Genomic DNA, 21,579 nt, shown 5'->3' on the forward strand with positions numbered 1-21,579 from the left:
GAATCACTATAGGTTAAGCTATAATTTCACCATGATAAGAAAACTGTTCAACAAAATATTCAAGCCTAAACTAGCAAAAACTGGGCATGAAACACCAGCACGAGCCAAGCCAGAGAACGACAAATCACAACAGAACACACGCCCTATCTTAGGCACAAAGAAATCAGGCAAAAAAAGAGCTAGCAATACGGACAGTGCAGTTATTATTCCATTCAAAAAGCACCAAATAGACCGAAGCCTGTTAAGCAATGCCGCTATAAAAACCATTGAAGGCCTGCAAAAAGCAGGGTTTGAAGCCTATGTTGTTGGCGGCGCGGTAAGAGACTTACTACTTAAACGCGTGCCTAAAGATTTTGATGTAGCAACCGATGCCACCCCAGAAGAAGTAAACCGTGTGTTTAGACGTTCGCGCATCATCGGCAGACGCTTTAGACTAGTACATGTATTGCTTGGCGACGAAACTATCGAAGTTTCTACATTCCGTGGCCATCACGAGGCCAAAGGTGACGCACATACCAATGAAAGCGGCCGTATCATTCGCGATAACGTATTTGGTAGCCTAGAAGAAGACGCCACTCGCCGCGACTTTACCGCCAACGCACTTTATTACGACCCAACCAGCGAAGAAGTACTAGACTTTCACCAAGGATTTGCAGATATTCAAGCTGGTATTTTGCGCATGATAGGCAAGCCAGAGACTCGCTATGCAGAAGACCCTGTGCGTATGTTGCGTGTTGTACGCTTATCAGCCAAGCTTGGTTTGCAAATTGACCCAGCCACGATGGCGCCAATCGCAAAAATGGCAGACTTATTAGAAGATGTGCCGCCTAGCCGTCTGTTTGATGAAATGCTCAAACTGTTTTTATCTGGTCACGCCATTGAAAGCGTGACTGCACTGCGTAAACAGCACTTACACCACGGCTTACTGCCGATGCTAGATGTTGTGCTAGAGCAACCAATGGGTGAGCGCTTTGTCATGCTTGCGCTACAAAACACAGACAATCGCATTCTGTCTGGCAAATCTGCCAACCCTAGCTTCTTATTTGCCACCTTGCTTTGGCATGAAGTATTAACGGCATGGGAAGTATATAAAAATGATGGCAACCCTCCAATACCTGCATTACACATGGCAATGAGTGAAGTCATCGCCTCACAAGCAGAAAAACTAGCGATTCATAATCGTTATACCGCAACCATGAAAGAAATTTGGGGCATGCAACCGCGCTTTGAGCAACGCTCAGGCAAACGTCCTTTTGGTTTACTCGTACACCCACGCTATCGTGCTGGCTACGACTTCTTACTATTACGCTGTGAATCAGGCGAGCTGCCAGCAGAATTAGGCACATGGTGGACTACCTTTGCAGAAGCAGATAACGATACACGCCAGACCATGTTGGAAGTTGACACAGCCCCTAAAAAACGTAAAAAAAGAAACCGCAAAAAACCAAGCGGCAACACGCCATCTGAATCATGATGAAACAGGCATTTGTTGCACTTGGTAGCAATTTAGAAAACCCAAAAGCGCAGGTGGAACAGGCGGTTATCGCGTTAAGTCACCTACCAGAGACTCGCCTTGTAAAGCAGTCTTCGCTTTACCAAACCGCACCGATTGATTGCATTGAGACAGCACCAGACTTTATTAACGCAGTGGCTGAACTTGAAACTTCACTAGCACCTGAAGCCTTATTAGACGCAATACTCAATATAGAAAATCATGCTGGCCGTGAACGCCCTTACCTCAATGCGCCGCGCGTGTTGGATTGTGATTTACTGTTATATGAAGATGTCACATTAAATACAACAAAACTGACTTTACCACATCCACGTATGCATCTACGCGGTTTTGTTTTATTGCCACTATTTGAAATCGCACCAGATATTTCCATTCCGAATCATGGCAAAATAGCGACATTCATGACATCTGACCTATTGTCAGGTATCAAAAAATTACCATCTCTTAGTTAAAACATGAGCATCTTTAATAAATTTCCGTACATCGTTGTTGAAGGCCCTATCGGCAGTGGGAAAACTACGTTAGCAAAAATATTGGCTGATAAATTTCCAGTGGATTATTTATCTGAAAAAGCAGAGGCTAACCCTTTTTTGCCGCGCTTTTACCAAGATGCCCAACGCTACGGCTTGCCTACTCAGCTATTCTTTTTGTTTCAGCGCGCCAATCAAATCAAAGACTTAAGCCAGCGCGATATGTTTGCAAAACCGATCGTGGCAGACTTCTTTTTAGAAAAAGACCCCATATTTGCAAGACTAAACCTAGATGATGAAGAATATGCGCTGTATCATCAGATATACCAACACTTGCAACTTAAGGCACCAAAGCCAGACTTGGTCATTTATCTACAAACACCGATAGATTCGTTAATGGAACGGATTGAAGAGCGTAGCGTAAGCTATGAGCAAGATATCCCTAGAGAATACATAGAGCGGCTCGCTAATGCCTACAGTGAATTCTTTCACAACTACGATGCTTCACCAGTACTGGTTGTGAATAATGAGAAATTAAATATTCTTAAAAATGACAGTTCACTTAATTTATTGTTAAATCGCGTCATGCAGATTAAAGGCCAGCGCGAGTTCTTTAATCCTAATTTTGAGTAATTTTCAGGCTTCCCACACATGACTTTAATTAAGCTAAATGAAATAGCAGACCGTGGCGAGAAAATCGCCATGCTCACCTGCTACGACGCAACATTTGCGAAGTTAATGGAACATGCCAGTGTTGATATTTTATTGGTAGGTGATTCTCTTGGCATGGTATTGCAGGGGGCTGAAAATACGCTAAATGTCAGCATGCATCACATGACGTACCACACAAAAAGTGTTGCAGCGGGTGCGCCTAGTTCTCTGATTATTGCTGACATGCCTGTAGGTAGCTATGAGCACGATAACGAAGCAGCATACAAAAATGCCTTATGGTTAATTCGCTCAGGCGCTCAAATGGTTAAGTTTGAAGGCGGCGGAGATCGCGTACATACTGCGCGTTATCTGATTGAGCGAGGCATTCCAGTTTGTGCCCATCTTGGCTTTACGCCGCAATCGGTCAATCAACTAGGCGGTTACAAAATTCAGGGGAAAACAGAAGAAAGTGCCCACCAAATCACACAAGATGCGATTGCAATGAGTGACGCAGGGGTTAGTTTAATCGTACTAGAGATGGTGCCTGCAACATTGGCTAAACATATCACCGCATCGATCAAAGCCCTCACCATCGGCATTGGTGCTGGCGTAGATTGCGATGGTCAAGTACTAGTGATTCAAGACTTACTGGGCATTTACAATGGTGCAGCAAGCAAACACCCTGGCGAATTTAAAGCGCCACGTTTTGTAAAAAACTTTTTATGTGAAACGAATAGCGTCCAGCAAGCTGTTAGCAACTATGTGCAAGCCGTCAAAAACAAGACATTCCCTACGCCTGAGCATAGCTACTAAACCCGATCTTCGCAAAAAAATATGCAACGCATCCATACAGCCAATGAACTTAGAAGCACACTAAATACAAAGTCGAACATTGCATTTATTCCCACCATGGGCAACCTACATGATGGTCACATCGCCCTCGTCAGCCTTGCCAAGCAACATGGTGAATGTGTAGTGGCGAGCATCTTTGTTAATCCATTACAATTTGGCCCTAATGAAGATTTAGCCAACTATCCGCGCACACTAGAAGCTGATTGTAAAAGGCTGGCAGACGCTGGTGCAGACATTGTTTTTATCCCCAGTGTAAAAGAAATGTACCCAGATTTTGATGGTGAACACTTAAACCAGACCATGACCATTACCCCACCATCCATTGCAGCAGAGCTATGCGGTGCCTCACGCCCTGGTCATTTTGCAGGCGTAGCTACTGTTGTGATGAAATTATTTAATTTGGTCATGCCGCAAGTTGCGATATTTGGCAAAAAAGACTTTCAGCAGGTATTTGTCATTAAAGAGCTGGTGAGGCAATTTAATTTACCCATCCAGATTATTGCTGGCGATACAGTGCGAGAACCAAGTGGGCTAGCCATGAGTTCGCGTAATGGCTACTTAACACCCACACAGAAATCAGAAGCAGCACAACTACACCAATGCCTAGCTAATATTGTGCATGCAGTAAAACAAGGAAATACCAATTTTACAGTATTAGAAAACTCAGCATCCCAAACACTAGCCCAACAGGGCTGGCTGGTAGACTATGTATCAGTACGTGCAACCGATACTTTAAAGCCCGCAACGAACCAAGATAAGGAACTTGTTGTCTTAGGTGCAGCGAAACTAGGTAGCACAAGACTCATTGATAATATTGATTTTTGCGCTAAGTGATTGAAAAGACTATAATGCAATCCCTTTTGAAAAACGGTTAAGCACATGCAAAGAACCATGCTTAAATCTAAGTTGCACCGCGTACACGTGACGCACTCTGAACTACACTACGAAGGTAGCTGTGCGATAGATGAAGAATTGTTAGAAGCGGCAAACATTCACGAATACGAGCAAATCAGTATTTATAACGTCACCAACGGTGAACGTTTCTCTACTTATGCGATTCGTGCAGAGCGCCACTCTGGCATTATTTCGGTGAACGGTGCCGCCGCACATAAGGCAGACCCTAAAGATATTATTATTATCGCAAGTTATGCGAGTTATAGTGAAATTGAGCTCGAAAAGTTTACCCCAACATTAATTTATGTGGATCAAGAAAACCGCATAAAATCTCAACGCAATGCAATACCAGCACAGGCCGCATAAATGACCCAAGACACACAGAAAGCACCTTCTAAGAACTTAGACTTAGAAGCCATGAAAAACGCAGTAGTTGATGCAATTGAAGATATCAAAGGATTTGATATCAGCGTAATGGATGTGCGCAAGCTCACCAGCATGACCAATTACATGATTGTTGCTTCAGCCAACTCTAGCCGCCAGGCTAAAGCTGTCGCAGACAACGTAAGAGAAAAAATCAAAGAAAAAGGTTTCGCGATTCGCGGTACTGAAGGCGAAAAAGAAGGTGAATGGGTGTTGGTCGATTTAGACGATATCGTTGTGCACATTATGGTACCAGCAACGCGCGCTTACTATAACCTTGAGCAACTATGGGGCGAAGCAGAGTCACGCCGTAGCCACATTAAGCCAGTTTAAGTGAGTACAAACATCCTGCGCTAATTGGTGCAGGTTTACATGACGTTTGCTTCAAAGTATTTCCACCATCATATTTTAGCCATCTCTTAAGCCACTTGAAACTTCGGATTATTTCTGTCGGTCACAAAATGCCAAACTGGGTAGAAACTGCCTGTGCAGAATACATCAAGCGCATGCCGCGCGAACTTAGCATTGAAATTGTTGAAATTAAACCTGATAAACGTGCAGATGGCAAAAACAGTGCGGTTGTCCAAGAGGCCGAGGCCAAACGAATTCTTGAAGCCGCAGGCAAAGACTTTTTAGTCATCTGCGACGAGCGTGGGCAAGAAGTCACTACGCTACAACTTGCGGAAAAAATGAAGTTTTGGCAAACACTAGGTAAAGATATCAGTATTGTTGTAGGCGGTGCAGATGGCATTCATGCCAGCCTTAAGCAACAAGCTGAGTGGCTTTGGGGTTTATCCAAACTCACCCTACCCCACGCTTTTGTCCGCGTACTACTATGCGAACAACTTTACCGTGGACACTCCGTAATTCAAAACCATCCCTACCATCGAGAATAAAGCTTCTGGCATGCTTAATGCTTAGTATTAGAGCATCAATCATATAAGTGCCTAATTTCCCTTACAAATGCACCATAAAATTGCATTTGTTAAGTGATTAGCACTTTTTTAGAATAATTCTCTGGGGTCATTATGGATAATCAATGTTTAGTTGTATTGTCAAAATTCTCTGTTGCGGCTAGAAAAATAATTGGTGCAGTCAACCCAGCCAAGCTGATTAAAGACCCAAAATATGCGACGGAAGTTTTTGAGCAGGTAGACGCACTTGGTGACGAGGAACTAATTCTTTTATCACTGGATCTACAGCTGTTACTTGGTTTACTTACCCCTTCAAGCAACGAAGCCAAACCAGCAACACCCGGAAAATATATGATGGGTGCAAGAAGCTAAACAAAACTCAATGGCGCATTAACGTCAATGAACAGCATGGCTGCAAGTGGGGTAAAATCACTTCAATTTAACGAATGGCTTACCCCGCATGCAATACTCAAAATCTCTTGTTTGGTTTCGTCGTGATCTACGCGATTATGACAATGCAGCGCTTTACCATGCACTCAAGGCATCACAGCAAGTCTATTGCACATTCATTTTTGACACGGAGATTTTAAATCAGCTAATCAATAAGGCTGACCGTCGCGTGGAGTTTATTTGGGAAAGCGTCAAAGAGCTCAAAGCCTCACTTCAAAAAAATGGAGGGGACTTAATCGTCTTGCATGGCAGCGCAGCCAATGAGATTCCGCAATTAGCACTTACTTTAGAAGTGCAGGCGGTGTTCACCAACCACGACTATGAGCCTAGTGCGATTACACGTGATAACAAAGTAGCACAACAACTACAAACCAATAGCATTAATTTTCATCATTACAAAGACCATGTTATTTTTGAAAAAGATGAAGTCTTGACGATGGCTCACAAGCCATATAGTGTATTTACTCCATACAAAAATATGTGGCTAAAAAACGTTGACGACTTCTATCTTAGACCTTATCCAGTAGATACCTACTTAAATAACCTCGCCAAAACTCAACCAGAAACCTTGCGAAACCTTGAGTCACTAGGATTCCAACGCACAAACTTATCCAATATGCGCCTGCCTACCGGCATGAGTGGAGCGGCATCACTATTTTCAGATTTTGTAGATCGTATAAAACATTACAAAGAAGCACGAGACTTTCCTGCAGTTAAAGGCGTATCTTATCTATCGGTGCATCTGCGCTTTGGTACTATCTCCATTCGGCAATTAGCAAAAACAGCATTACAAATCGGTGGCCTAGGCGCAGAAACTTGGGCATCTGAGCTCATCTGGCGTGATTTTTACTTCCAAATACTGCACCACAACCCACAACTTCAAACAGGCAAAGCCTTTAAACCTGAATTTGAAGCTATCCCCTTCCCTAACGACAAAAAGCTGTTTACAGCATGGTGTGAAGGAAAAACAGGTTACCCGCTTGTAGACGCAGCAATGAGACAACTCAATCACACGGGTTTTATGCATAATCGCCTCAGGATGGTCGCCGCCAGCTTCTTAGTCAAAGACCTACTTATAGACTGGCGCTGGGGTGAGCACTATTTTGCAGAAAAACTGATTGATTTTGATTTCAGTGCAAATAATGGCGGATGGCAATGGGCAGCATCTACAGGCTGTGACGCCCAACCTTGGTTTAGAATTTTCAACCCAATCACACAGAGCGAGCGCTTTGATGCGAATGGCAAATTTATTCGAAAATATGTCACTGAACTAGCAAACTGTAATGACAAAGAAATTCACGCACCATGGCTAATATCGCCAGAGCGGCAATCAAGCATCAAAATAGTGATTGGACAAGATTACCCAAAGCCAATTATTAACCATGCGACACAACGTGAACGGGCACTAGACTTATATAAACACATGACGATTTAATTAAGATTATCTAGATATTACAAATAGAATGCGCTGTCAGCAGAATGTCATCATCATTTTTGTTTCAACACACATATTGACCGATGAATATTTGTTGCATAAATGTAACAAATGGTTTAATTTACAATCGTTAACAATACGCAGAATAGCTATCCATATTTAGTTGTAAATAAATTGGTATAATGACACCACATTCGATAAGTCTTTAAATTAAGAAACATAAAAAATGCATAAAAAAATATTCTTTTTACTCGCCTCTTGCCTACTTGCTGTGATGGTTACTGGCTGTGCATCTCAGGCGAACAAAGACCCATTAGAAAGCATTAACCGTGGTGTCTATAAATTTAACGACGTCACAGACAAAGCTGTTTTCAAACCAGTTGCGACTGCCTATAAAACAGTGACACCATCACCTATTCGTACTGGTGTTAATAATTTTTTCAATAATCTAGGTTCTGTTACCAACATACTGAACAATCTCTTTCAGTTTAAATTTGCGAATGCGTTTAGTGAAACAGGCCGATTTGTCATCAACAGCACTTTTGGTTTAGCTGGCTTGATTGATGTTGCAGGTATGGACAAGATTCCTGTGCATAAAGAAGACTTTGGCCAAACGTTAGGCTACTGGGGAGTTGGCTCTGGCGCTTACATAGTGCTGCCGTTCATAGGCCCATCGACTGTTCGTGACACAGCTGGTTTCATTGTCGATACAACCACATCAGACCCTATTACCTATACGCACAACATTGGCGAAATTCGCCTGCACAACCAACTACGTGCCGCGCAATTTATAGACAAACGTACCGAACTACTTGATGCTAAAGACTTAGTTGATGACGCATCGCTTGATCCTTATGCATTCATGCGTGATGCTTATCTCCAAAGACGTGCGAGTCTTATTCAAGATGGTCTAGTCCCAACAGACTTGATTAAAGATGAGTTCTTTGAAGAAGAAGAAAAATAAATAACCTCTAAAATCAAAAAGCCCACTTTTTAGTGGGCTTTTTGATTTTTTGGAGAGTGAAATTGAAATACATATTCAATGAGCTAAGATTTGGCATCACCTCCCAACTAAAGAGGGCTAAAGTCCTAAGTGGAAGCGCGAAAGCAGATTATTTCACACTTGACTTGCCGCTTTAACGGCTTATCCCACCAATCTTGTAGCTTTAGCTACTTAGAGTAGTGGTGGTGATGTCCTTTAGGGACAGTCAGGCGGGGAAGCAAAATACTGGCTCACACGCCTAAACCACAAAGGTCTTGTCTGTGGAGTATATGTGCTAAGCCAGCATATGGCTTGCCCGTAGAATATATGTACTGAAGCACATTATTCGTACGTCAAAGCAGATTATTCACACGCCACAGTCATGCGCTCAATTAGGATAGAGCCAACTTGCTTAGATCCTTGTATTAACACGTCACCACCTATGCCTACTATCATTTTTAGCATATCCGCCATGTTGCTAGCAATGGTAATTTCTTCAACGGGATGAACAATCACGCCATTCTCAACCCAATAACCAGCAGCACCTCGCGAGTAATCACCAGTCACCATGTTCAGCCCATGACCCAACAGCTCAGTCACTAGCAAGCCAGTGCCCATTTCTTTTAATAACCCTGCAAAATCGAGTGAGCCAGATTGCACGATTAAGTTATGGTTGCCACCCGCATTACCAGTTGTTTTCAGCCCTAACTTCCTAGCTGAGTAACTGGAAAGCACATAACCTTGCAAAATCCCGTCTTTAACCAATTGACGTGGCGTTGTGATGACGCCTTCGTTATCAAATGGGCTACTTGCCAGCCCTTTTTTGATATGTGGATCTTCGTAAATATTTAATAACGGCGATGCCACTTGCTGACCTAGGCTATCAAGTAAAAACGAAGACTTACGATATAAATTACCGCCAGAAATTGCGCTAATCAGCGTAGAAATCAAACCACTAGCCAGCGGCGCTTCAAATAACACTGGCACCTGACAAGTTTTTATCTTTCTTGAGTTTAAGCGTTTAACCGTGCGCTCACCAGCAAGCTTTCCTATTTCTACAGGAGATTGTAAATCTTCTGCGGCACGTGCAGTGGCATACCAATAGTCACGCTGCATGCTATCGCCCGACTCAGCAATTACCGAGCAGCTAATACCGTGACGTGAGCTTGGGTAGCCTCCAGTGAATCCATGACTATTACTGTAAGCAAAAAAACCAGTGCCTGTTGATACGCTAGCTCCCTCAGAGTTACTAATACGCTTATCTACTGCCAAGGCAGTCTCTTCACATTGCTTAGCAATTAACACAGCTTCATCTACAGACAAATCCCAAGGATGATGCAAGTCCAAGTCTTGAACGGGTTTAGCCATTAAATCAGCGTCTGCCAACCCACAAAAATCGTCTTTTGCGGTATATTTGGCAATATTGCAAGCAGCTGAGACGGTATCTTTGAGCGCCTGTGGTGATAAGTCTGAAGTGCTAGCATGGCCTTTTTGTTTGCCAAAATAAACCGTGACAGACATACCTTTGTCTCGGTTATATTCAATATGCTCAACTTCTTGCATGCGCACAGAAACATTTTGCCCGATACTCAAACTCAACTCAGCCTCGGCCTGACTCGCACCATGGTTTTTGGCAACTTTAAGGACGTCTTCTGACATCTGCTTAATTTCATCTAATGTATAACTAAACCCTGAATCTGACATAACGCTTTCTACTATAAAAAAATGTACGTTAATAACTCAACTGCATAACTGATATAATACCTCAGCATGAAACCTAAAAAGACAACAAACGACACAGAATTAAGCAATGATGCAAATTTAGATGCAGACTTGCCTACGAGTAAAACAAAACTTAAAGCCGAGGCTGATGCCCAGCAGGCGCTTGGCGTCAAGCTATCCGAGCTACCGAAAGATAGGCTCATCAAGCTTAACTTGCCTGAAGAGTTATTCACAGCAGTAATGGATACTAAGAAAATTACTGCAAATGGCGCTATTCGCCGCCATCGGCAATATTTAGGCCGCCTAATGCGTGAAGTCGATACTGCCCCCATTATCGAGCAACTATCTCGCTGGGAAGGCAAAAACACTGCTGAAAACGCTTATTTCCACGGACTTGAGCGCTGGCGCGATCGGCTCATCAACGATACCAATGCATTATCTGAGTTTATGGTGCTGCACCCTACCATTGATAGCCAGCAGCTTCGCGCTTTAATTCGTAACGCTCAAAAAGAACATCTCGCAAACAAACCTCCAAAAAGCAGTAGAGAGATTTTTAAACTACTGCGCGATATCACTAGCAACAATACAGTGGCAGATGAAGAAGTGTCAGAAGACTAATCGCTGTATTTGTTCCTGTTCAAAGCAATCTAGTAACACTTAATACAATCGCATACTATTTGCAACAGCATTTATTTCAGTATGCAACAAACAAGGTAGTAAAAATCATGACTATAAATTTCAACACCGTTCTTGATGTTCGCCATGAAGACAGCCCTATTCCAATGATTCGCACGAAAGAAGTATTAGATACGTTACCAAACGGTGACGTATTAAAAGTGATTACTAGTAAAGAAAGTACCGTTAATAATATACGTACGCTAGTCGCAAACAATTCTTATACATTATTACAAGAGCTAAAGAATGAAGAAGGTTTTGTTTTTCTGATTCAAAAATGAGCTCAATTAAAGCTGACGCATCTCACAGCTATCGCTAAATTGGTCAGCGCCATCGAACTAAACTATTGCTTCTAAAGCAATACACCAGCACTAGCATTGATAGCGGAATTTATTTACGCACGTTTAACTGTACTAGCTGACGCATGCTGACATCTCCTCGCTGAAATGCGACTGGCACTTTTTGTCCTGCATAACGCTTCACGGCTGTAAATAAATCATCAGCAGTGTTTAGCGTCACGTCGCCCAACTTCAATAATGAATCACCTCGCATTAGCCCCACATTTGATGCTGGTGAAGTTTTAATCACAGCAATCACCCTCAAACCAGGTAATGCTTTAGGTGCACCTTCGTCAGCCTCGCTTTGCTTAAGTTTGATGATATGCACACCAAATAAAGGCATAGGCAACTTAGCCCAGTAACTTGCATGATAAAGATACTGCGTAGGCTCATCCTCCAAATCATTGGGATCAATTTCACCCCCCTTATTAGCGGCCTCTTTAATTAGCTGTAACTTTGAACTTGCAGTTTTTGCTGATTCATATTTTTGATAAACCATCACGATATCGGCTTTAATTGATTTTGCATGTTGCAAAGCAAAGTCTGATGATGCCTCCATTGCTGAAAAACCTGAGGTCCCCATCAAATCATAACCATCTTCCAACATAGTAATGTTGTCTTCATCCTTATGATTGCCTACAAAAATCTTAGTATCTGGCTTAGCTTGTAATGACCTTAAATCATTTGCATTCTGCTTCTTATAATTTTTTTCATATGGATTTTGGTCAGCTGCATAAAGCTGATGTGCAAACATCACTAGGCCCAAACTAGCTAGGGAAAACAACATGATCTTAGCTAAATTTACATATGAATTTTTGGTGCTAATCACTGGCATAAAATATCCTTTGAGTTTGGTAATGGTATGATTCAGTATTACTTAAGTACTAATGACACAAAAATGACCAAAGAATTCATTAAAATCGGATTAGTTTCTATTAGCGACCGTGCAAGTAGTGGTGAATATGAGGACAAAGGGATCCCTAGCCTCCGTACATGGCTGACACAAACACTGGCCACACCGTTTACGCTTGAAGCACGACTCATCCCAGACGAACAAGATGAAATTGAATCTACACTCATTGATTTAGTTGACTCTCAATACTGCCAACTCATTCTTACCACTGGTGGCACAGGACCTGCCTTACGCGACGTAACACCAGAGGCAACGTTAGCGGTAGCCGATAAAGAGATGCCAGGCTTTGGTGAACAAATGCGGCAGATTAGCCTAAACTTTGTACCTACGGCCATTTTATCCAGACAAGTTGCAGTAATTCGCAAGCAATGTTTAATTATTAACTTGCCCGGGCAACCTAAAGCGATTGCGCAAACATTAGAAGGCTTAAAAGATGAGGCAGGAAACACGCTAGTACATGGCATATTTGCAGCAGTTCCCTATTGCATAGACTTACTTGCCACACCAGACAACCCAATGCCAAAAATAGAAACTAATGAAGCTATCATCAAAGCATTCAGACCAAAATCTGCACCTACAGCTTAATACCCAGCTAAAATGTCCGAGTTTAATTTAATTGCTAAATACTTCACACGCAACACCAAACATGCAGATTTAGGTGTGGGTGATGATGCGGCATTACTTCGCGTGACTCAAGGCCACCAGCTCGCCATTTCAGCAGATATGCTGGTAGCGGGCACTCACTTTTTTCATGATGCACCCGCCTATAGCGTCGGATGGAAATCTTTAGCAGTGAATATTTCAGACATGGCCGCCATGGGTGCATGTCCAAAATGGGCAACCCTAGCGATTGCCTTACCTGAAGTGAATGAGCCATGGCTTGCAGAGTTCTCAGAAGGATTTTTCGCATGTGCAGACGCCTTTGATGTTGACTTAATTGGTGGCGACACGACAAAAGGCCCATTAACGCTAAGCATACAAATCATGGGAGAAGTGCCAACAGGCAAAGCAATTCAGCGTAGCGGTGCAAAAGCTGATGATGATATTTGGGTATCAGGCATGATAGGCAGTGCAGCACTCGGGCTGGCTCACCTTCAAGGTAAAGTCATGCTGACAGAACCAACAGCATCTCACTGCCTAGCTGCCCTAAACACACCGACACCACGCGTTGCATTAGGTTTAGCATTAGGTGGCATTGCCAATAGCTGCATTGATATTTCAGACGGGCTCACAGCAGACCTCAGCCATATACTTAAAGCCTCTCACTTGGGCGCAAAACTCGCACTAGAAAACATCCACTGTGACGATTACTTACGCACACACTTAACTGATAGCAACATACAACAGTGCATATTAGCAGGAGGCGATGACTATGAGCTGCTATTTACCGCCCCTAAATCACAGCGTGACTATATCCATCAATTAAGTCATCAATTACAGCTACCACTCACTTTAATTGGTGAGACTACACCACAACCAGCACTTGTCATTACACACCATCAACAAGCGTTGGATATCTCTAAAAAAGGGTTTGATCATTTTGGCTAACAAACTTTCGCACCCTACATTTAAATTATTAACCTCACATCCAGCCCATTTTTTTGCACTAGGTTTTGGGAGCGGCCTAGCCAAAAAAGCACCTGGCACATTTGGCACAGTAGTTGGGTTGCCACTATTTTGGCTGATCCATACCTACGCATTCACAACGCAATTAGCATTAATCACCCTACTTTTTTTAGTGGGCATTTATTTTTGCGAGAAAACAGGTAAAGCGCTAGGCGTATCAGACCATGGCAGTATTGTTTGGGACGAAATTGTCGCCATTATGTTAGTACTCACTTTCACCATTAACCTATGGCAATGGTGGCTGGTGGCATTTTTACTATTTAGATTATTCGATATTTGGAAACCATTCCCTATCCACCAATGCGATGCAAAAGTAAAAGGTGGCTTGGGCGTGATGTTAGATGATCTACTGGCCGCCATTTACGCCATACTCAGCCTAAAGGCCTTGGAATGGACAATCACTCAACTTTAGCATCTGAGTTAGGCCTAAAGCTTAAGCAACATAGCTACCTATTGGCATTAGCAGAATCATGCACAGGCGGTATGGTGGCGCAGACCGTCACCAGTATCGCAGGTAGCTCAGCGTGGTTCGATCGAGGCTTTATCACCTACAGTAACAACGCCAAAATTGAGATGTTAAACGTGTCTCAATCCACATTAGAAAACTTTGGCGCAGTAAGCGAGCAAACCGCGGCTGAAATGGCAGTTGGCGCACTAAAAAACAGTCATGCGCATATTGCAGGTAGCATTACTGGTATCGCAGGGCCAGATGGCGGCGGCCCAGAAAAACCTGTGGGCACGGTATGCTTCGCATGGGTAGGTATTCACTTGCCCATGTCCACATGCACCAAGCAGTTTCAGGGTAGCCGTACAGAAATCAGACAACAAGCCACCGCCTTTATGTTAGCGCAGCTTATTGAAAGATTAACCTAACATTATCTACGTCGACCATCATGATGATGACCATGTCCGCGATAATGGCGGTGCCCTGAATAATAATGACCACTACGGTACACAGCAGCAGGGTAAGCCTGATAAGCATACGGTGCAGCATGATAAACGCGATGTGTAGGGTAATACACAACATGCGGTGCAACATAGTGGGTTACAACTGGATACGCATAATAACCTGGCCCACCAATATTGATTGATAAGCTCACAGAATCACGCGCTTGAGCACTAGACAAAGTAGCAGCGCCTATCGCTAAAGCCACTAATAATGAACGAAATACTTTCATTGTCACTCTCCTTAAAATTACATCACTACGTCCACATTTAACGAATACCAAAACATTGCGTTGACTTCGCAAGCAAGATTGTTATTTATTCACCATGATTGGTATAAATACCCATGCTTAAGCAACGATGAGACTTACGCTAAACTGTAAAATATGGAATAATTGAAAGCTAATTTAAGCACTTCAAAATAAAGGTAAAAATCCAATGGATGACAATAAAGCTAAAGCACTCTCTGCCGCACTTTCGCAAATTGAAAAACAATTTGGCAAGGGGTCTATCATGCGCATGGGTGACAGTGATATCGGCGAAGATATTCAAGCCGTTTCAACCGGTTCACTCGGCCTTGATATTGCTTTAGGCATCGGCGGTTTACCGCGTGGCCGTATCGTAGAAATTTATGGTCCTGAATCTTCAGGTAAAACCACATTGACCCTTTCAGTCATTGCGCAAATGCAAAAATTAGGCGGCGTAGCGGCGTTTATTGATGCAGAACATGCACTAGACCCACAATACGCAGCTAAATTAGGTGTCAACGTACCTGATTTATTAATTTCACAACCTGACACTGGTGAGCAAGCGCTTGAAATTGCAGACATGCTAGTGCGCTCAGGCTCTGTAGATATCGTAGTCGTTGACTCAGTGGCAGCACTTACACCACGTGCAGAGATTGAAGGCGAAATGGGTGACTCACACATGGGCTTGCAAGCACGCCTGATGAGCCAAGCACTACGCAAGTTAACGGGTAACATTAAGCGCACTAACACTTTGGTGATTTTCATTAACCAGATCCGTATGAAAATCGGTGTGATGTTTGGCAACCCAGAAACAACAACTGGCGGTAATGCGCTTAAGTTCTACGCTTCTGTACGTTTAGATATTCGTCGTACTGGTGCGATTAAAAAAGGCGATGAAGTTACAGGCTCAGAAACACGCGTAAAAGTGATTAAAAACAAAGTAGCTCCTCCGTTCAAACAAGCTGAATTTGACATCATGTACGGCGAAGGCATTTCTCGTTTTGGTGAAATTATCGAGCTTGGCGCTAATATTAAACTGATTGAAAAAGCAGGCGCTTGGTATAGCTACAACGGTGAAAAAATTGGCCAAGGTAAAGAAAATGCAAAAGAGTTCTTACGTGAGCACCCAGAAATTGCCGCAGACTTAGAAGCAAAAATCCGCGCCAATGCTAAATCACTCAGCGAAGCAATGACTGCACCACGTAGCGAGGATGACTAAAACCTTTGTCGTTAAATCGCTGCGTCAGCGTGCTTTAGATTACTTAGCCAAGCGCGAATACTCTTATATCGAGCTTGGCAAAAAACTCAAAGCCTATGCAGACGAAAATGATGATATCCCTGCCTTACTAGATGACTTTAAGGCAAGAGGTTGGCTTTCAGACCAGCGATTTACTGAGCAAATGATTCACGCAAGAAAAGCAAAGTTCGGCACAGCCAAAATTGCGCATGAATTACGTGAAAAAGGGATTGCAGACCACTTAATTACGGATGCAGTAGAAACACTCAAAACAACAGAATTGGACAACGCGACTGAAGTGTGGCGTAAAAAATTCAAAGCCTATCCACAAAATCGTGAAGAATGGGCAAAGCAAGCAAGATTTTTACAAAGCCGCGGTTTTGGCTTTGAACTGATTAAAAAAATACTAAGCGTTAATGATAACGATTAAACAAGCACTTAAAATTAAACTTTATGACCATACAACTTAGCAGCACCCCAAGCAGCAACGAAATTCGCCAAGCGTTTCTTGATTTTTTTGCATCCAAAGGCCACGAGATTGTGAGCTCAAGCTCACTGGTGCCACATGGTGACCCTACCCTATTATTCACCAATGCTGGGATGAACCAATTCAAAGACGTATTTCTAGGTTTTGATAAACGCGCATATACCCGCGCCACTTCAAGCCAAAAGTGTGTACGCGCTGGCGGCAAACATAATGACCTCGAAAACGTAGGTTACACAGCACGTCACCATACATTCTTTGAAATGCTAGGCAACTTTAGCTTTGGTGATTACTTTAAAGAAGATGCGATTAAATACGCATGGGAACTGCTCACAGACGTATTCAAACTACCTAAAGATAAACTAACCGTCACGGTATACGCTGAGGATGACGAAGCTTACGCTATCTGGAATAACATGATCGGCGTACCTGCAGAGCGCATTATTCGCATAGGCGATAACAAAGGCGCGCGTTACGCATCAGACAACTTCTGGATGATGGGTGATACTGGCCCATGTGGCCCATGTACCGAAATTTTCTATGACCACGGCGCACACCATTTTGGCGGCCCTCCAGGGAGCCCGGATGAAGATGGTGACCGTTACATTGAAATCTGGAACAACGTGTTCATGCAGTTCAACCGTGATGAAGCTGGCGTAATGCACCCGCTGCCAAAACCATCAGTGGATACTGGCATGGGCTTAGAGCGTATTTCAGCCGTGCTACAGCACGTACATGCTAACTACGAGATTGACCTATTCCAAACATTAATCGCAGCTGCCGCACGTGAAACCAAAACAGCAGACCTAAACAGCCCATCACTCAAAGTGCTGGCTGACCATATCCGCGCTTGTAGCTTCTTAATTGCAGACGGTGTGATTGCTGGTAACGAAGGCCGTGGTTATGTATTGCGCCGTATTATCCGCCGCGCGATTCGCCACGGCTACAAACTAGGCGTACGCAGCGCATTTTTCCATAAAATGGTACCTGATTTAGTAGCTGAAATGGGTAGCGCTTACCCTGAACTCACAAGCAACCAAACACGTATTACAGATATCTTGAAACAAGAAGAAGATCGCTTCTTTGAGACCATTGAAAATGGTATGGTTATTCTTTTATCTGAGATTGACCCTGTATATAAATTTCTCTACCGTGTTGGATCAAGTCCTGGCGTTGGTGCAACAATTTCATCAGAGGTTCCTAGTTCAGTTCACCCAAAAAGAGAAGGGGTTTATTGGGTGTCAGCAAAACATGATGAAGGTATTTTAGTAGTCAAATCATATTCATCCGTAGCGGATGCTCTGAGAGAAGCGCCTAGCATCGCCGAAGGTTTTATAAATCGTTTAAAAAACTCAGCTATACCTCCAAATCAGGCTAACCTGCACATGCAATTAGCTGTTTATTCTGACAATGACAGTTCTGCTGAACACAAGCTTGACTCATCACTTGGGAACATAGCTCATCAAATGGGCTCTTCATTGGATGCAAGAATTACCTTTTTCAACTCGAATAAAGTATTAAATGGAGAGTTGGCATTCAAATTACACGACACTTTTGGTTTTCCTTTAGATTTAACGCAAGATATTTGTCGAGAACATGGTTGGGTAGTTGATACAGATGCATTTAACGCTGCAATGGCACGCCAAAAAGAACAAGCGCGCGCTGCGGGCAAATTCAAAATGGCAACCAACTTGGAATATGATGGCGTTGCCACTAGCTTTCATGGTTATGACAAGTTAGAAACCAATGCAAACATTACCGCCTTATATAAAGATGGTGTTGCTGTATCCACACTAAACGAAGGTGAAACTGGTGTTGTTGTACTTGATAACACGCCATTTTACGCAGAGTCTGGTGGTCAAATCGGCGACTGCGGTGAATTACGCGGTGCAAATGGTATTTTTGAAGCCGAAGATACACAAAAAATTCAAGCAGCCGTATTTGGTCATCATGGTGTGTTAAAAACAGGCACATTAAGCATTGGCGACCAAGTCAGCGCGCGCGTTAATACGCAAGCTCGAACCAACACAATGCGCAATCACTCAGCTACCCACCTAATGCACAAAGCACTACGTGAAGTACTAGGTGAGCATGTGCAACAAAAAGGATCTTTGGTCGACACCGATAAAACACGTTTTGACTTCGTGCACACCGCACCGATGACCGATGATGAAATTGCCAAAGTTGAACAAATTGTTAACGCAGAAATTTTAGCTAACGCTGCCTGCCAAGCACGTGTAATGGACATAGAATCTGCCCAGAAAACTGGCGCGATGATGCTGTTTGGCGAGAAATATGGTGATGAAGTTCGAGTACTAGACATTGGCTCAAGCCGCGAGTTATGCGGCGGTACCCATGTAAGCCGTACTGGTGATATTGGCCTATTCAAAATCACGTCTGAAGGTGGCGTAGCCGCTGGTGTGCGTCGTATTGAAGCGACCACTGGCGAAGGTGCGCTGAAGCTCATCAACACACAACAAGCACTCATCACAAGCTTAGCTAGTGACCTAAAAGCACCAGTATCTGAGTTAGCCTCAAAGGTTGCACAACTGAGTGAGCATGCAAAATCATTAGAAAAAGAACTAGCGCGTATAAAATCAAAACTAGCCTCTTCACAAGGTGATGATTTAGTAACACAAGCGATTGAAATTGCTGGTATCAAAGTATTATCTGCAACATTAGACGGCGCAGATGCTAACGCCCTGCGTGAAACCATGGATAAGCTGAAAGACAAATTGAAATCAGCCGCCATTGTGTTAGCTAGCGTAAGCGATGGAAAAGTAAGCTTAGCTGCTGGTGTGACTGCTGATTTAATCAGCAAAGTTAAAGCTGGCGAGCTAGTCAACTTTGTTGCAGGCCAAGTAGGTGGCAAAGGTGGCGGAAAACCAGATATGGCAATGGCTGGCGGAACCGATGCAAGCAAACTACCTCAAGCATTGGCAAGCGTAGCAGATTGGATTAAAAGTAAAGTATCTTAATTAATATGTTTGGCTTTTCTGAGGTAGGTCATCTCTCAAAACAACTAACATCAGTAAGGCCAGCAAGCAAATGTGTTAATTGCAAAGCAATCTACACACCGAGCACTACGATAGATTTTGCATTAAGTCAGGCAACATTGACTTGTTAATTGAACAATAGTAAAAACTGTTCATAAATAGAAAATGTTCTGATCGCTTTACCTAACAGCTGTTGCTGTTAAAAATTAAACACAGTAAATACAATTAAAAGTTAAATACAGTTAATAAGGTTAAAAGAATATTTTATGGCACTTATTGTACAAAAATACGGCGGTACCTCAGTCGCAAACCCAGAGCGCATTAAAAGCCTAGCGGCACGTGTTGCACGCTATAAAGCGCTAGGCCACCAAATTGTTGTCGTAGTTTCTGCGATGTCAGGTGAAACTAACAGACTTATCTCATTAGCTAAAGAAATCATGCAAGATCCTGATCCACGTGAGCTGGATGTGATGGTTTCAACAGGTGAGCAAGTCACTATCGGCATGACTGCGCTAGCACTGATGGAACTAGGCATCAAAGCAAAAAGCTACACTGGCACACAGGTCAAAATCTTAACTGACAATGCTCATACCAAAGCTCGCATCCTGAGCATTGATGAACACAACATCAAACAAGATCTTGATGATGGCTATGTAGTCGTTGTAGCAGGTTTCCAAGGCGTAGATGCTAATGGCAACATCACCACACTAGGCCGTGGCGGCTCTGACACTACAGGTGTTGCGCTAGCTGCTGCATTAAAGGCTGATGAATGCCAAATTTACACAGACGTAGATGGCGTTTACACAACGGATCCACGTGTTGTACCTGAGGCACGTCGCTTAAACAAAATCACGTTTGAAGAAATGCTAGAGTTAGCCTCTCAAGGTAGCAAAGTGCTGCAAATCCGCTCTGTTGAATTTGCAGGAAAATATAAAGTTAAATTACGCGTGCTATCAAGCTTTGAAGAAGAAGGCGATGGCACACTGATCACATTTGAGGAAGATAATACAATGGAACAACCCGTTATTTCTGGCATTGCATTTAACCGCGATGAAGCCAAAATCACTGTATTAGGTGTGCCAGACAAACCTGGCATTGCTTACCAAATCCTTGGCCCTATTGCTGAAGCAAACGTTGACGTGGACATGATTATCCAAAACACAGGCGCTGACGGCACAACTGACTTCACATTCACTGTTCATAAAAATGAAATGAATAAAGCCTTAAGTATCCTGCGCGACAAAGTGCAAGGCCATATCGGCGCACGTGAAATTAGTGGCGATGATAAAATCGCTAAAGTATCTATCGTAGGCGTTGGCATGCGCTCACACGTAGGTATTGCAAGCCAAATGTTCCGCACACTGGCTGAAGAAGGCATTAACATTCAAATGATCTCAACCTCTGAAATTAAGATTGCAGTCGTAGTGGATGAAAAATATCTTGAGCTAGCTGTGCGCGTTTTACACAAAGCATTTGAATTAGAAGCAGCATAATTGCAAGTTAACGTTGATTTTTAAAAGCGTTTAGCGTACTATCACGCCCTCGTAAGAAGCGTAATTGAAGTAAACGGAGAGCTGGCCGAGTGGTCGACGGCCCGTCCCTGCTAAGGAAGCAGACGGGCTTACATCTGTATCGAGGGTTCGAATCCCTCGCTCTCCGCCAATGTAACATAACTTAAAGATTGTAATTTTATCTTTAAAAAATTGGCAGTATGACGTATAATACTGCGCATGCGCCCGTAGCTCAGCTGGATAGAGTACTTGGCTACGAACCAAGGGGTCGGGCGTTCGAATCGCTCCGGGCGCACCAAT

At 43.2% G+C, this 21,579-nt stretch carries 24 protein-coding genes and 2 tRNA genes; 23 read left to right on the forward strand and 3 right to left on the reverse strand.

The window, feature by feature from the left end; genetic code table 11:
* The first annotated feature begins 31 nt into the window (after window positions 1–31).
* The 11 genes from pcnB (at window position 32) to Q7U33_RS03725 (ending at window position 8,566) form a co-directional block, all read left to right on the forward strand.
* On the forward strand, window positions 32–1,474 hold the full coding sequence (gene pcnB, locus Q7U33_RS03675) for a polynucleotide adenylyltransferase PcnB (RefSeq protein WP_304858241.1): 1,443 nt from the start codon (window positions 32–34) through the stop codon (window positions 1,472–1,474).
* A complete protein-coding gene (folK, locus tag Q7U33_RS03680) occupies window positions 1,471–1,965 on the forward strand; it encodes a 2-amino-4-hydroxy-6-hydroxymethyldihydropteridine diphosphokinase (RefSeq protein WP_304858243.1) in 495 nt (164 codons plus the stop codon). The genes pcnB and folK overlap by 4 nt, the downstream gene beginning before the upstream one ends.
* A 3-nt stretch (window positions 1,966–1,968) precedes the next feature.
* Complete coding sequence (locus Q7U33_RS03685; protein WP_304858245.1) at window positions 1,969–2,616, forward strand: deoxynucleoside kinase; 648 nt, start codon at window positions 1,969–1,971, stop codon at window positions 2,614–2,616.
* Between the two features lie 18 nt (window positions 2,617–2,634).
* The gene (gene panB, locus Q7U33_RS03690) at window positions 2,635–3,447 is read left to right on the forward strand and encodes a 3-methyl-2-oxobutanoate hydroxymethyltransferase (RefSeq protein ID WP_304858247.1); all 813 of its coding nucleotides are present in this window, start codon (window positions 2,635–2,637) and stop codon (window positions 3,445–3,447) included.
* Window positions 3,448–3,468: 21 nt separating this feature from the next.
* A complete protein-coding gene (panC, locus tag Q7U33_RS03695) occupies window positions 3,469–4,320 on the forward strand; it encodes a pantoate--beta-alanine ligase (RefSeq protein WP_304858249.1) in 852 nt (283 codons plus the stop codon).
* A gap of 45 nt (window positions 4,321–4,365) precedes the next feature.
* The gene (gene panD, locus Q7U33_RS03700) at window positions 4,366–4,746 is read left to right on the forward strand and encodes an aspartate 1-decarboxylase (protein ID WP_019897462.1); all 381 of its coding nucleotides are present in this window, start codon (window positions 4,366–4,368) and stop codon (window positions 4,744–4,746) included.
* A complete protein-coding gene (gene rsfS / locus Q7U33_RS03705) occupies window positions 4,747–5,136 on the forward strand; it encodes a ribosome silencing factor (RefSeq protein WP_304858251.1) in 390 nt (129 codons plus the stop codon).
* A 95-nt stretch (window positions 5,137–5,231) separates the two neighbouring features.
* Window positions 5,232–5,699: a 23S rRNA (pseudouridine(1915)-N(3))-methyltransferase RlmH gene (rlmH, locus tag Q7U33_RS03710; protein ID WP_304858252.1), complete on the forward strand. Its 468-nt coding sequence runs from the start codon at window positions 5,232–5,234 to the stop codon at window positions 5,697–5,699.
* Between the two features lie 132 nt (window positions 5,700–5,831).
* A complete protein-coding gene (locus Q7U33_RS03715; protein ID WP_019897457.1) occupies window positions 5,832–6,089 on the forward strand; it encodes a hypothetical protein in 258 nt (85 codons plus the stop codon).
* An 88-nt stretch (window positions 6,090–6,177) separates the two neighbouring features.
* Window positions 6,178–7,602 (forward strand): deoxyribodipyrimidine photo-lyase, encoded by a 1,425-nt coding sequence (locus Q7U33_RS03720; protein WP_304858253.1) that lies wholly within the window; start codon window positions 6,178–6,180, stop codon window positions 7,600–7,602.
* Between the two features lie 226 nt (window positions 7,603–7,828).
* Window positions 7,829–8,566, forward strand: coding sequence for a VacJ family lipoprotein (locus tag Q7U33_RS03725; protein ID WP_304858254.1), 738 nt, complete (start codon window positions 7,829–7,831; stop codon window positions 8,564–8,566).
* A 381-nt stretch (window positions 8,567–8,947) separates the two neighbouring features.
* Here the strand turns inward: Q7U33_RS03725 and pmbA are convergent, their stop codons facing one another.
* Window positions 8,948–10,288 carry a metalloprotease PmbA gene (pmbA, locus tag Q7U33_RS03730; RefSeq protein ID WP_304858255.1) on the reverse strand — a complete coding sequence of 447 codons (1,341 nt, stop codon included), beginning with the start codon at window positions 10,286–10,288 and terminating at the stop codon, window positions 8,948–8,950.
* 66 nt (window positions 10,289–10,354) lie between these two features.
* Here pmbA and yjgA point away from each other — a divergent pair, with 66 nt between their 5' ends.
* Entirely contained in the window at window positions 10,355–10,924 is a 570-nt protein-coding gene (gene yjgA / locus Q7U33_RS03735; protein WP_304858256.1) for a ribosome biogenesis factor YjgA, read from the forward strand.
* A gap of 107 nt (window positions 10,925–11,031) precedes the next feature.
* On the forward strand, window positions 11,032–11,262 hold the full coding sequence (locus tag Q7U33_RS03740) for a sulfurtransferase TusA family protein (RefSeq protein WP_304858257.1): 231 nt from the start codon (window positions 11,032–11,034) through the stop codon (window positions 11,260–11,262).
* Between the two features lie 109 nt (window positions 11,263–11,371).
* Here the strand turns inward: Q7U33_RS03740 and Q7U33_RS03745 are convergent, their stop codons facing one another.
* Entirely contained in the window at window positions 11,372–12,106 is a 735-nt protein-coding gene (locus tag Q7U33_RS03745; RefSeq protein ID WP_304858258.1) for a PDZ domain-containing protein, read from the reverse strand.
* A gap of 111 nt (window positions 12,107–12,217) precedes the next feature.
* Between Q7U33_RS03745 and mog the strand changes: the two genes are divergently transcribed.
* From mog to Q7U33_RS03765, 4 genes are read left to right on the forward strand one after another with little or no spacing between them, the layout of a single operon-like run.
* Window positions 12,218–12,817, forward strand: a complete 600-nt coding sequence (mog, locus tag Q7U33_RS03750) for a molybdopterin adenylyltransferase (protein ID WP_304858259.1) — start codon at window positions 12,218–12,220, stop codon at window positions 12,815–12,817.
* Window positions 12,818–12,829: 12 nt separating this feature from the next.
* A complete protein-coding gene (thiL, locus tag Q7U33_RS03755) occupies window positions 12,830–13,780 on the forward strand; it encodes a thiamine-phosphate kinase (RefSeq protein WP_304858260.1) in 951 nt (316 codons plus the stop codon).
* Window positions 13,773–14,270: a phosphatidylglycerophosphatase A gene (locus tag Q7U33_RS03760; protein WP_304858261.1), complete on the forward strand. Its 498-nt coding sequence runs from the start codon at window positions 13,773–13,775 to the stop codon at window positions 14,268–14,270. Before thiL ends, Q7U33_RS03760 begins: the two co-directional genes overlap by 8 nt.
* Window positions 14,249–14,731: a CinA family protein gene (locus tag Q7U33_RS03765; protein ID WP_304858262.1), complete on the forward strand. Its 483-nt coding sequence runs from the start codon at window positions 14,249–14,251 to the stop codon at window positions 14,729–14,731. The genes Q7U33_RS03760 and Q7U33_RS03765 overlap by 22 nt, the downstream gene beginning before the upstream one ends.
* A gap of 2 nt (window positions 14,732–14,733) precedes the next feature.
* On the opposite strand, the gene Q7U33_RS03770 is transcribed toward Q7U33_RS03765, so the two are convergent.
* Entirely contained in the window at window positions 14,734–15,036 is a 303-nt protein-coding gene (locus tag Q7U33_RS03770; RefSeq protein ID WP_304858263.1) for a hypothetical protein, read from the reverse strand.
* Window positions 15,037–15,241: 205 nt separating this feature from the next.
* Here Q7U33_RS03770 and recA point away from each other — a divergent pair, with 205 nt between their 5' ends.
* From recA to Q7U33_RS03800, 6 genes are all read left to right on the forward strand, one after another.
* Window positions 15,242–16,270: a recombinase RecA gene (recA, locus tag Q7U33_RS03775; RefSeq protein ID WP_019897439.1), complete on the forward strand. Its 1,029-nt coding sequence runs from the start codon at window positions 15,242–15,244 to the stop codon at window positions 16,268–16,270.
* Window positions 16,263–16,718, forward strand: a complete 456-nt coding sequence (gene recX / locus Q7U33_RS03780) for a recombination regulator RecX (RefSeq protein ID WP_304858264.1) — start codon at window positions 16,263–16,265, stop codon at window positions 16,716–16,718. The genes recA and recX overlap by 8 nt, the downstream gene beginning before the upstream one ends.
* Window positions 16,719–16,741: 23 nt before the next feature.
* A complete protein-coding gene (gene alaS, locus Q7U33_RS03785) occupies window positions 16,742–19,750 on the forward strand; it encodes an alanine--tRNA ligase (protein WP_304858265.1) in 3,009 nt (1,002 codons plus the stop codon).
* Window positions 19,751–20,034: 284 nt separating this feature from the next.
* On the forward strand, window positions 20,035–21,261 hold the full coding sequence (locus Q7U33_RS03790; protein ID WP_304858266.1) for an aspartate kinase: 1,227 nt from the start codon (window positions 20,035–20,037) through the stop codon (window positions 21,259–21,261).
* Window positions 21,262–21,336: 75 nt separating this feature from the next.
* Window positions 21,337–21,430, forward strand: a tRNA-Ser gene (locus tag Q7U33_RS03795).
* Window positions 21,431–21,500: 70 nt separating this feature from the next.
* Window positions 21,501–21,577 (forward strand) — tRNA-Arg (locus Q7U33_RS03800).
* Window positions 21,578–21,579: the final 2 nt, after the last annotated feature.

The sequence above is a fragment of the Methylotenera sp. genome, assembly GCF_030653755.1.
In the GTDB taxonomy this organism is placed as follows: domain Bacteria; phylum Pseudomonadota; class Gammaproteobacteria; order Burkholderiales; family Methylophilaceae; genus Methylotenera.

Excerpts from the sequence above, each read along its gene's own strand:
- Q7U33_RS03740 (WP_304858257.1), top strand. The coding sequence starts at position 11,032 with ATGACTATAAATTTCAACACCGTTCTTGATGTTCGCCATGAAGACAGC.
- panB (WP_304858247.1), top strand. The coding sequence starts at position 2,635 with ATGACTTTAATTAAGCTAAATGAAATAGCAGACCGTGGCGAGAAAATC.
- alaS (WP_304858265.1), top strand. The coding sequence starts at position 16,742 with ATGACCATACAACTTAGCAGCACCCCAAGCAGCAACGAAATTCGCCAA.
- Q7U33_RS03715 (WP_019897457.1), top strand. The coding sequence starts at position 5,832 with ATGGATAATCAATGTTTAGTTGTATTGTCAAAATTCTCTGTTGCGGCT.
- thiL (WP_304858260.1), top strand. The coding sequence starts at position 12,830 with ATGTCCGAGTTTAATTTAATTGCTAAATACTTCACACGCAACACCAAA.
- Q7U33_RS03765 (WP_304858262.1), top strand. The coding sequence starts at position 14,249 with ATGGACAATCACTCAACTTTAGCATCTGAGTTAGGCCTAAAGCTTAAG.
- pcnB (WP_304858241.1), top strand. The coding sequence starts at position 32 with ATGATAAGAAAACTGTTCAACAAAATATTCAAGCCTAAACTAGCAAAA.
- pmbA (WP_304858255.1), bottom strand. The coding sequence starts at position 10,288 with ATGTCAGATTCAGGGTTTAGTTATACATTAGATGAAATTAAGCAGATG.
- recX (WP_304858264.1), top strand. The coding sequence starts at position 16,263 with ATGACTAAAACCTTTGTCGTTAAATCGCTGCGTCAGCGTGCTTTAGAT.
- Q7U33_RS03790 (WP_304858266.1), top strand. The coding sequence starts at position 20,035 with ATGGCACTTATTGTACAAAAATACGGCGGTACCTCAGTCGCAAACCCA.
- recA (WP_019897439.1), top strand. The coding sequence starts at position 15,242 with ATGGATGACAATAAAGCTAAAGCACTCTCTGCCGCACTTTCGCAAATT.
- panC (WP_304858249.1), top strand. The coding sequence starts at position 3,469 with ATGCAACGCATCCATACAGCCAATGAACTTAGAAGCACACTAAATACA.
- yjgA (WP_304858256.1), top strand. The coding sequence starts at position 10,355 with ATGAAACCTAAAAAGACAACAAACGACACAGAATTAAGCAATGATGCA.
- folK (WP_304858243.1), top strand. The coding sequence starts at position 1,471 with ATGATGAAACAGGCATTTGTTGCACTTGGTAGCAATTTAGAAAACCCA.
- Q7U33_RS03685 (WP_304858245.1), top strand. The coding sequence starts at position 1,969 with ATGAGCATCTTTAATAAATTTCCGTACATCGTTGTTGAAGGCCCTATC.
- panD (WP_019897462.1), top strand. The coding sequence starts at position 4,366 with ATGCAAAGAACCATGCTTAAATCTAAGTTGCACCGCGTACACGTGACG.
- rsfS (WP_304858251.1), top strand. The coding sequence starts at position 4,747 with ATGACCCAAGACACACAGAAAGCACCTTCTAAGAACTTAGACTTAGAA.
- Q7U33_RS03770 (WP_304858263.1), bottom strand. The coding sequence starts at position 15,036 with ATGAAAGTATTTCGTTCATTATTAGTGGCTTTAGCGATAGGCGCTGCT.
- Q7U33_RS03745 (WP_304858258.1), bottom strand. The coding sequence starts at position 12,106 with ATGTTGTTTTCCCTAGCTAGTTTGGGCCTAGTGATGTTTGCACATCAG.
- Q7U33_RS03725 (WP_304858254.1), top strand. The coding sequence starts at position 7,829 with ATGCATAAAAAAATATTCTTTTTACTCGCCTCTTGCCTACTTGCTGTG.
- Q7U33_RS03720 (WP_304858253.1), top strand. The coding sequence starts at position 6,178 with ATGCAATACTCAAAATCTCTTGTTTGGTTTCGTCGTGATCTACGCGAT.
- mog (WP_304858259.1), top strand. The coding sequence starts at position 12,218 with ATGACCAAAGAATTCATTAAAATCGGATTAGTTTCTATTAGCGACCGT.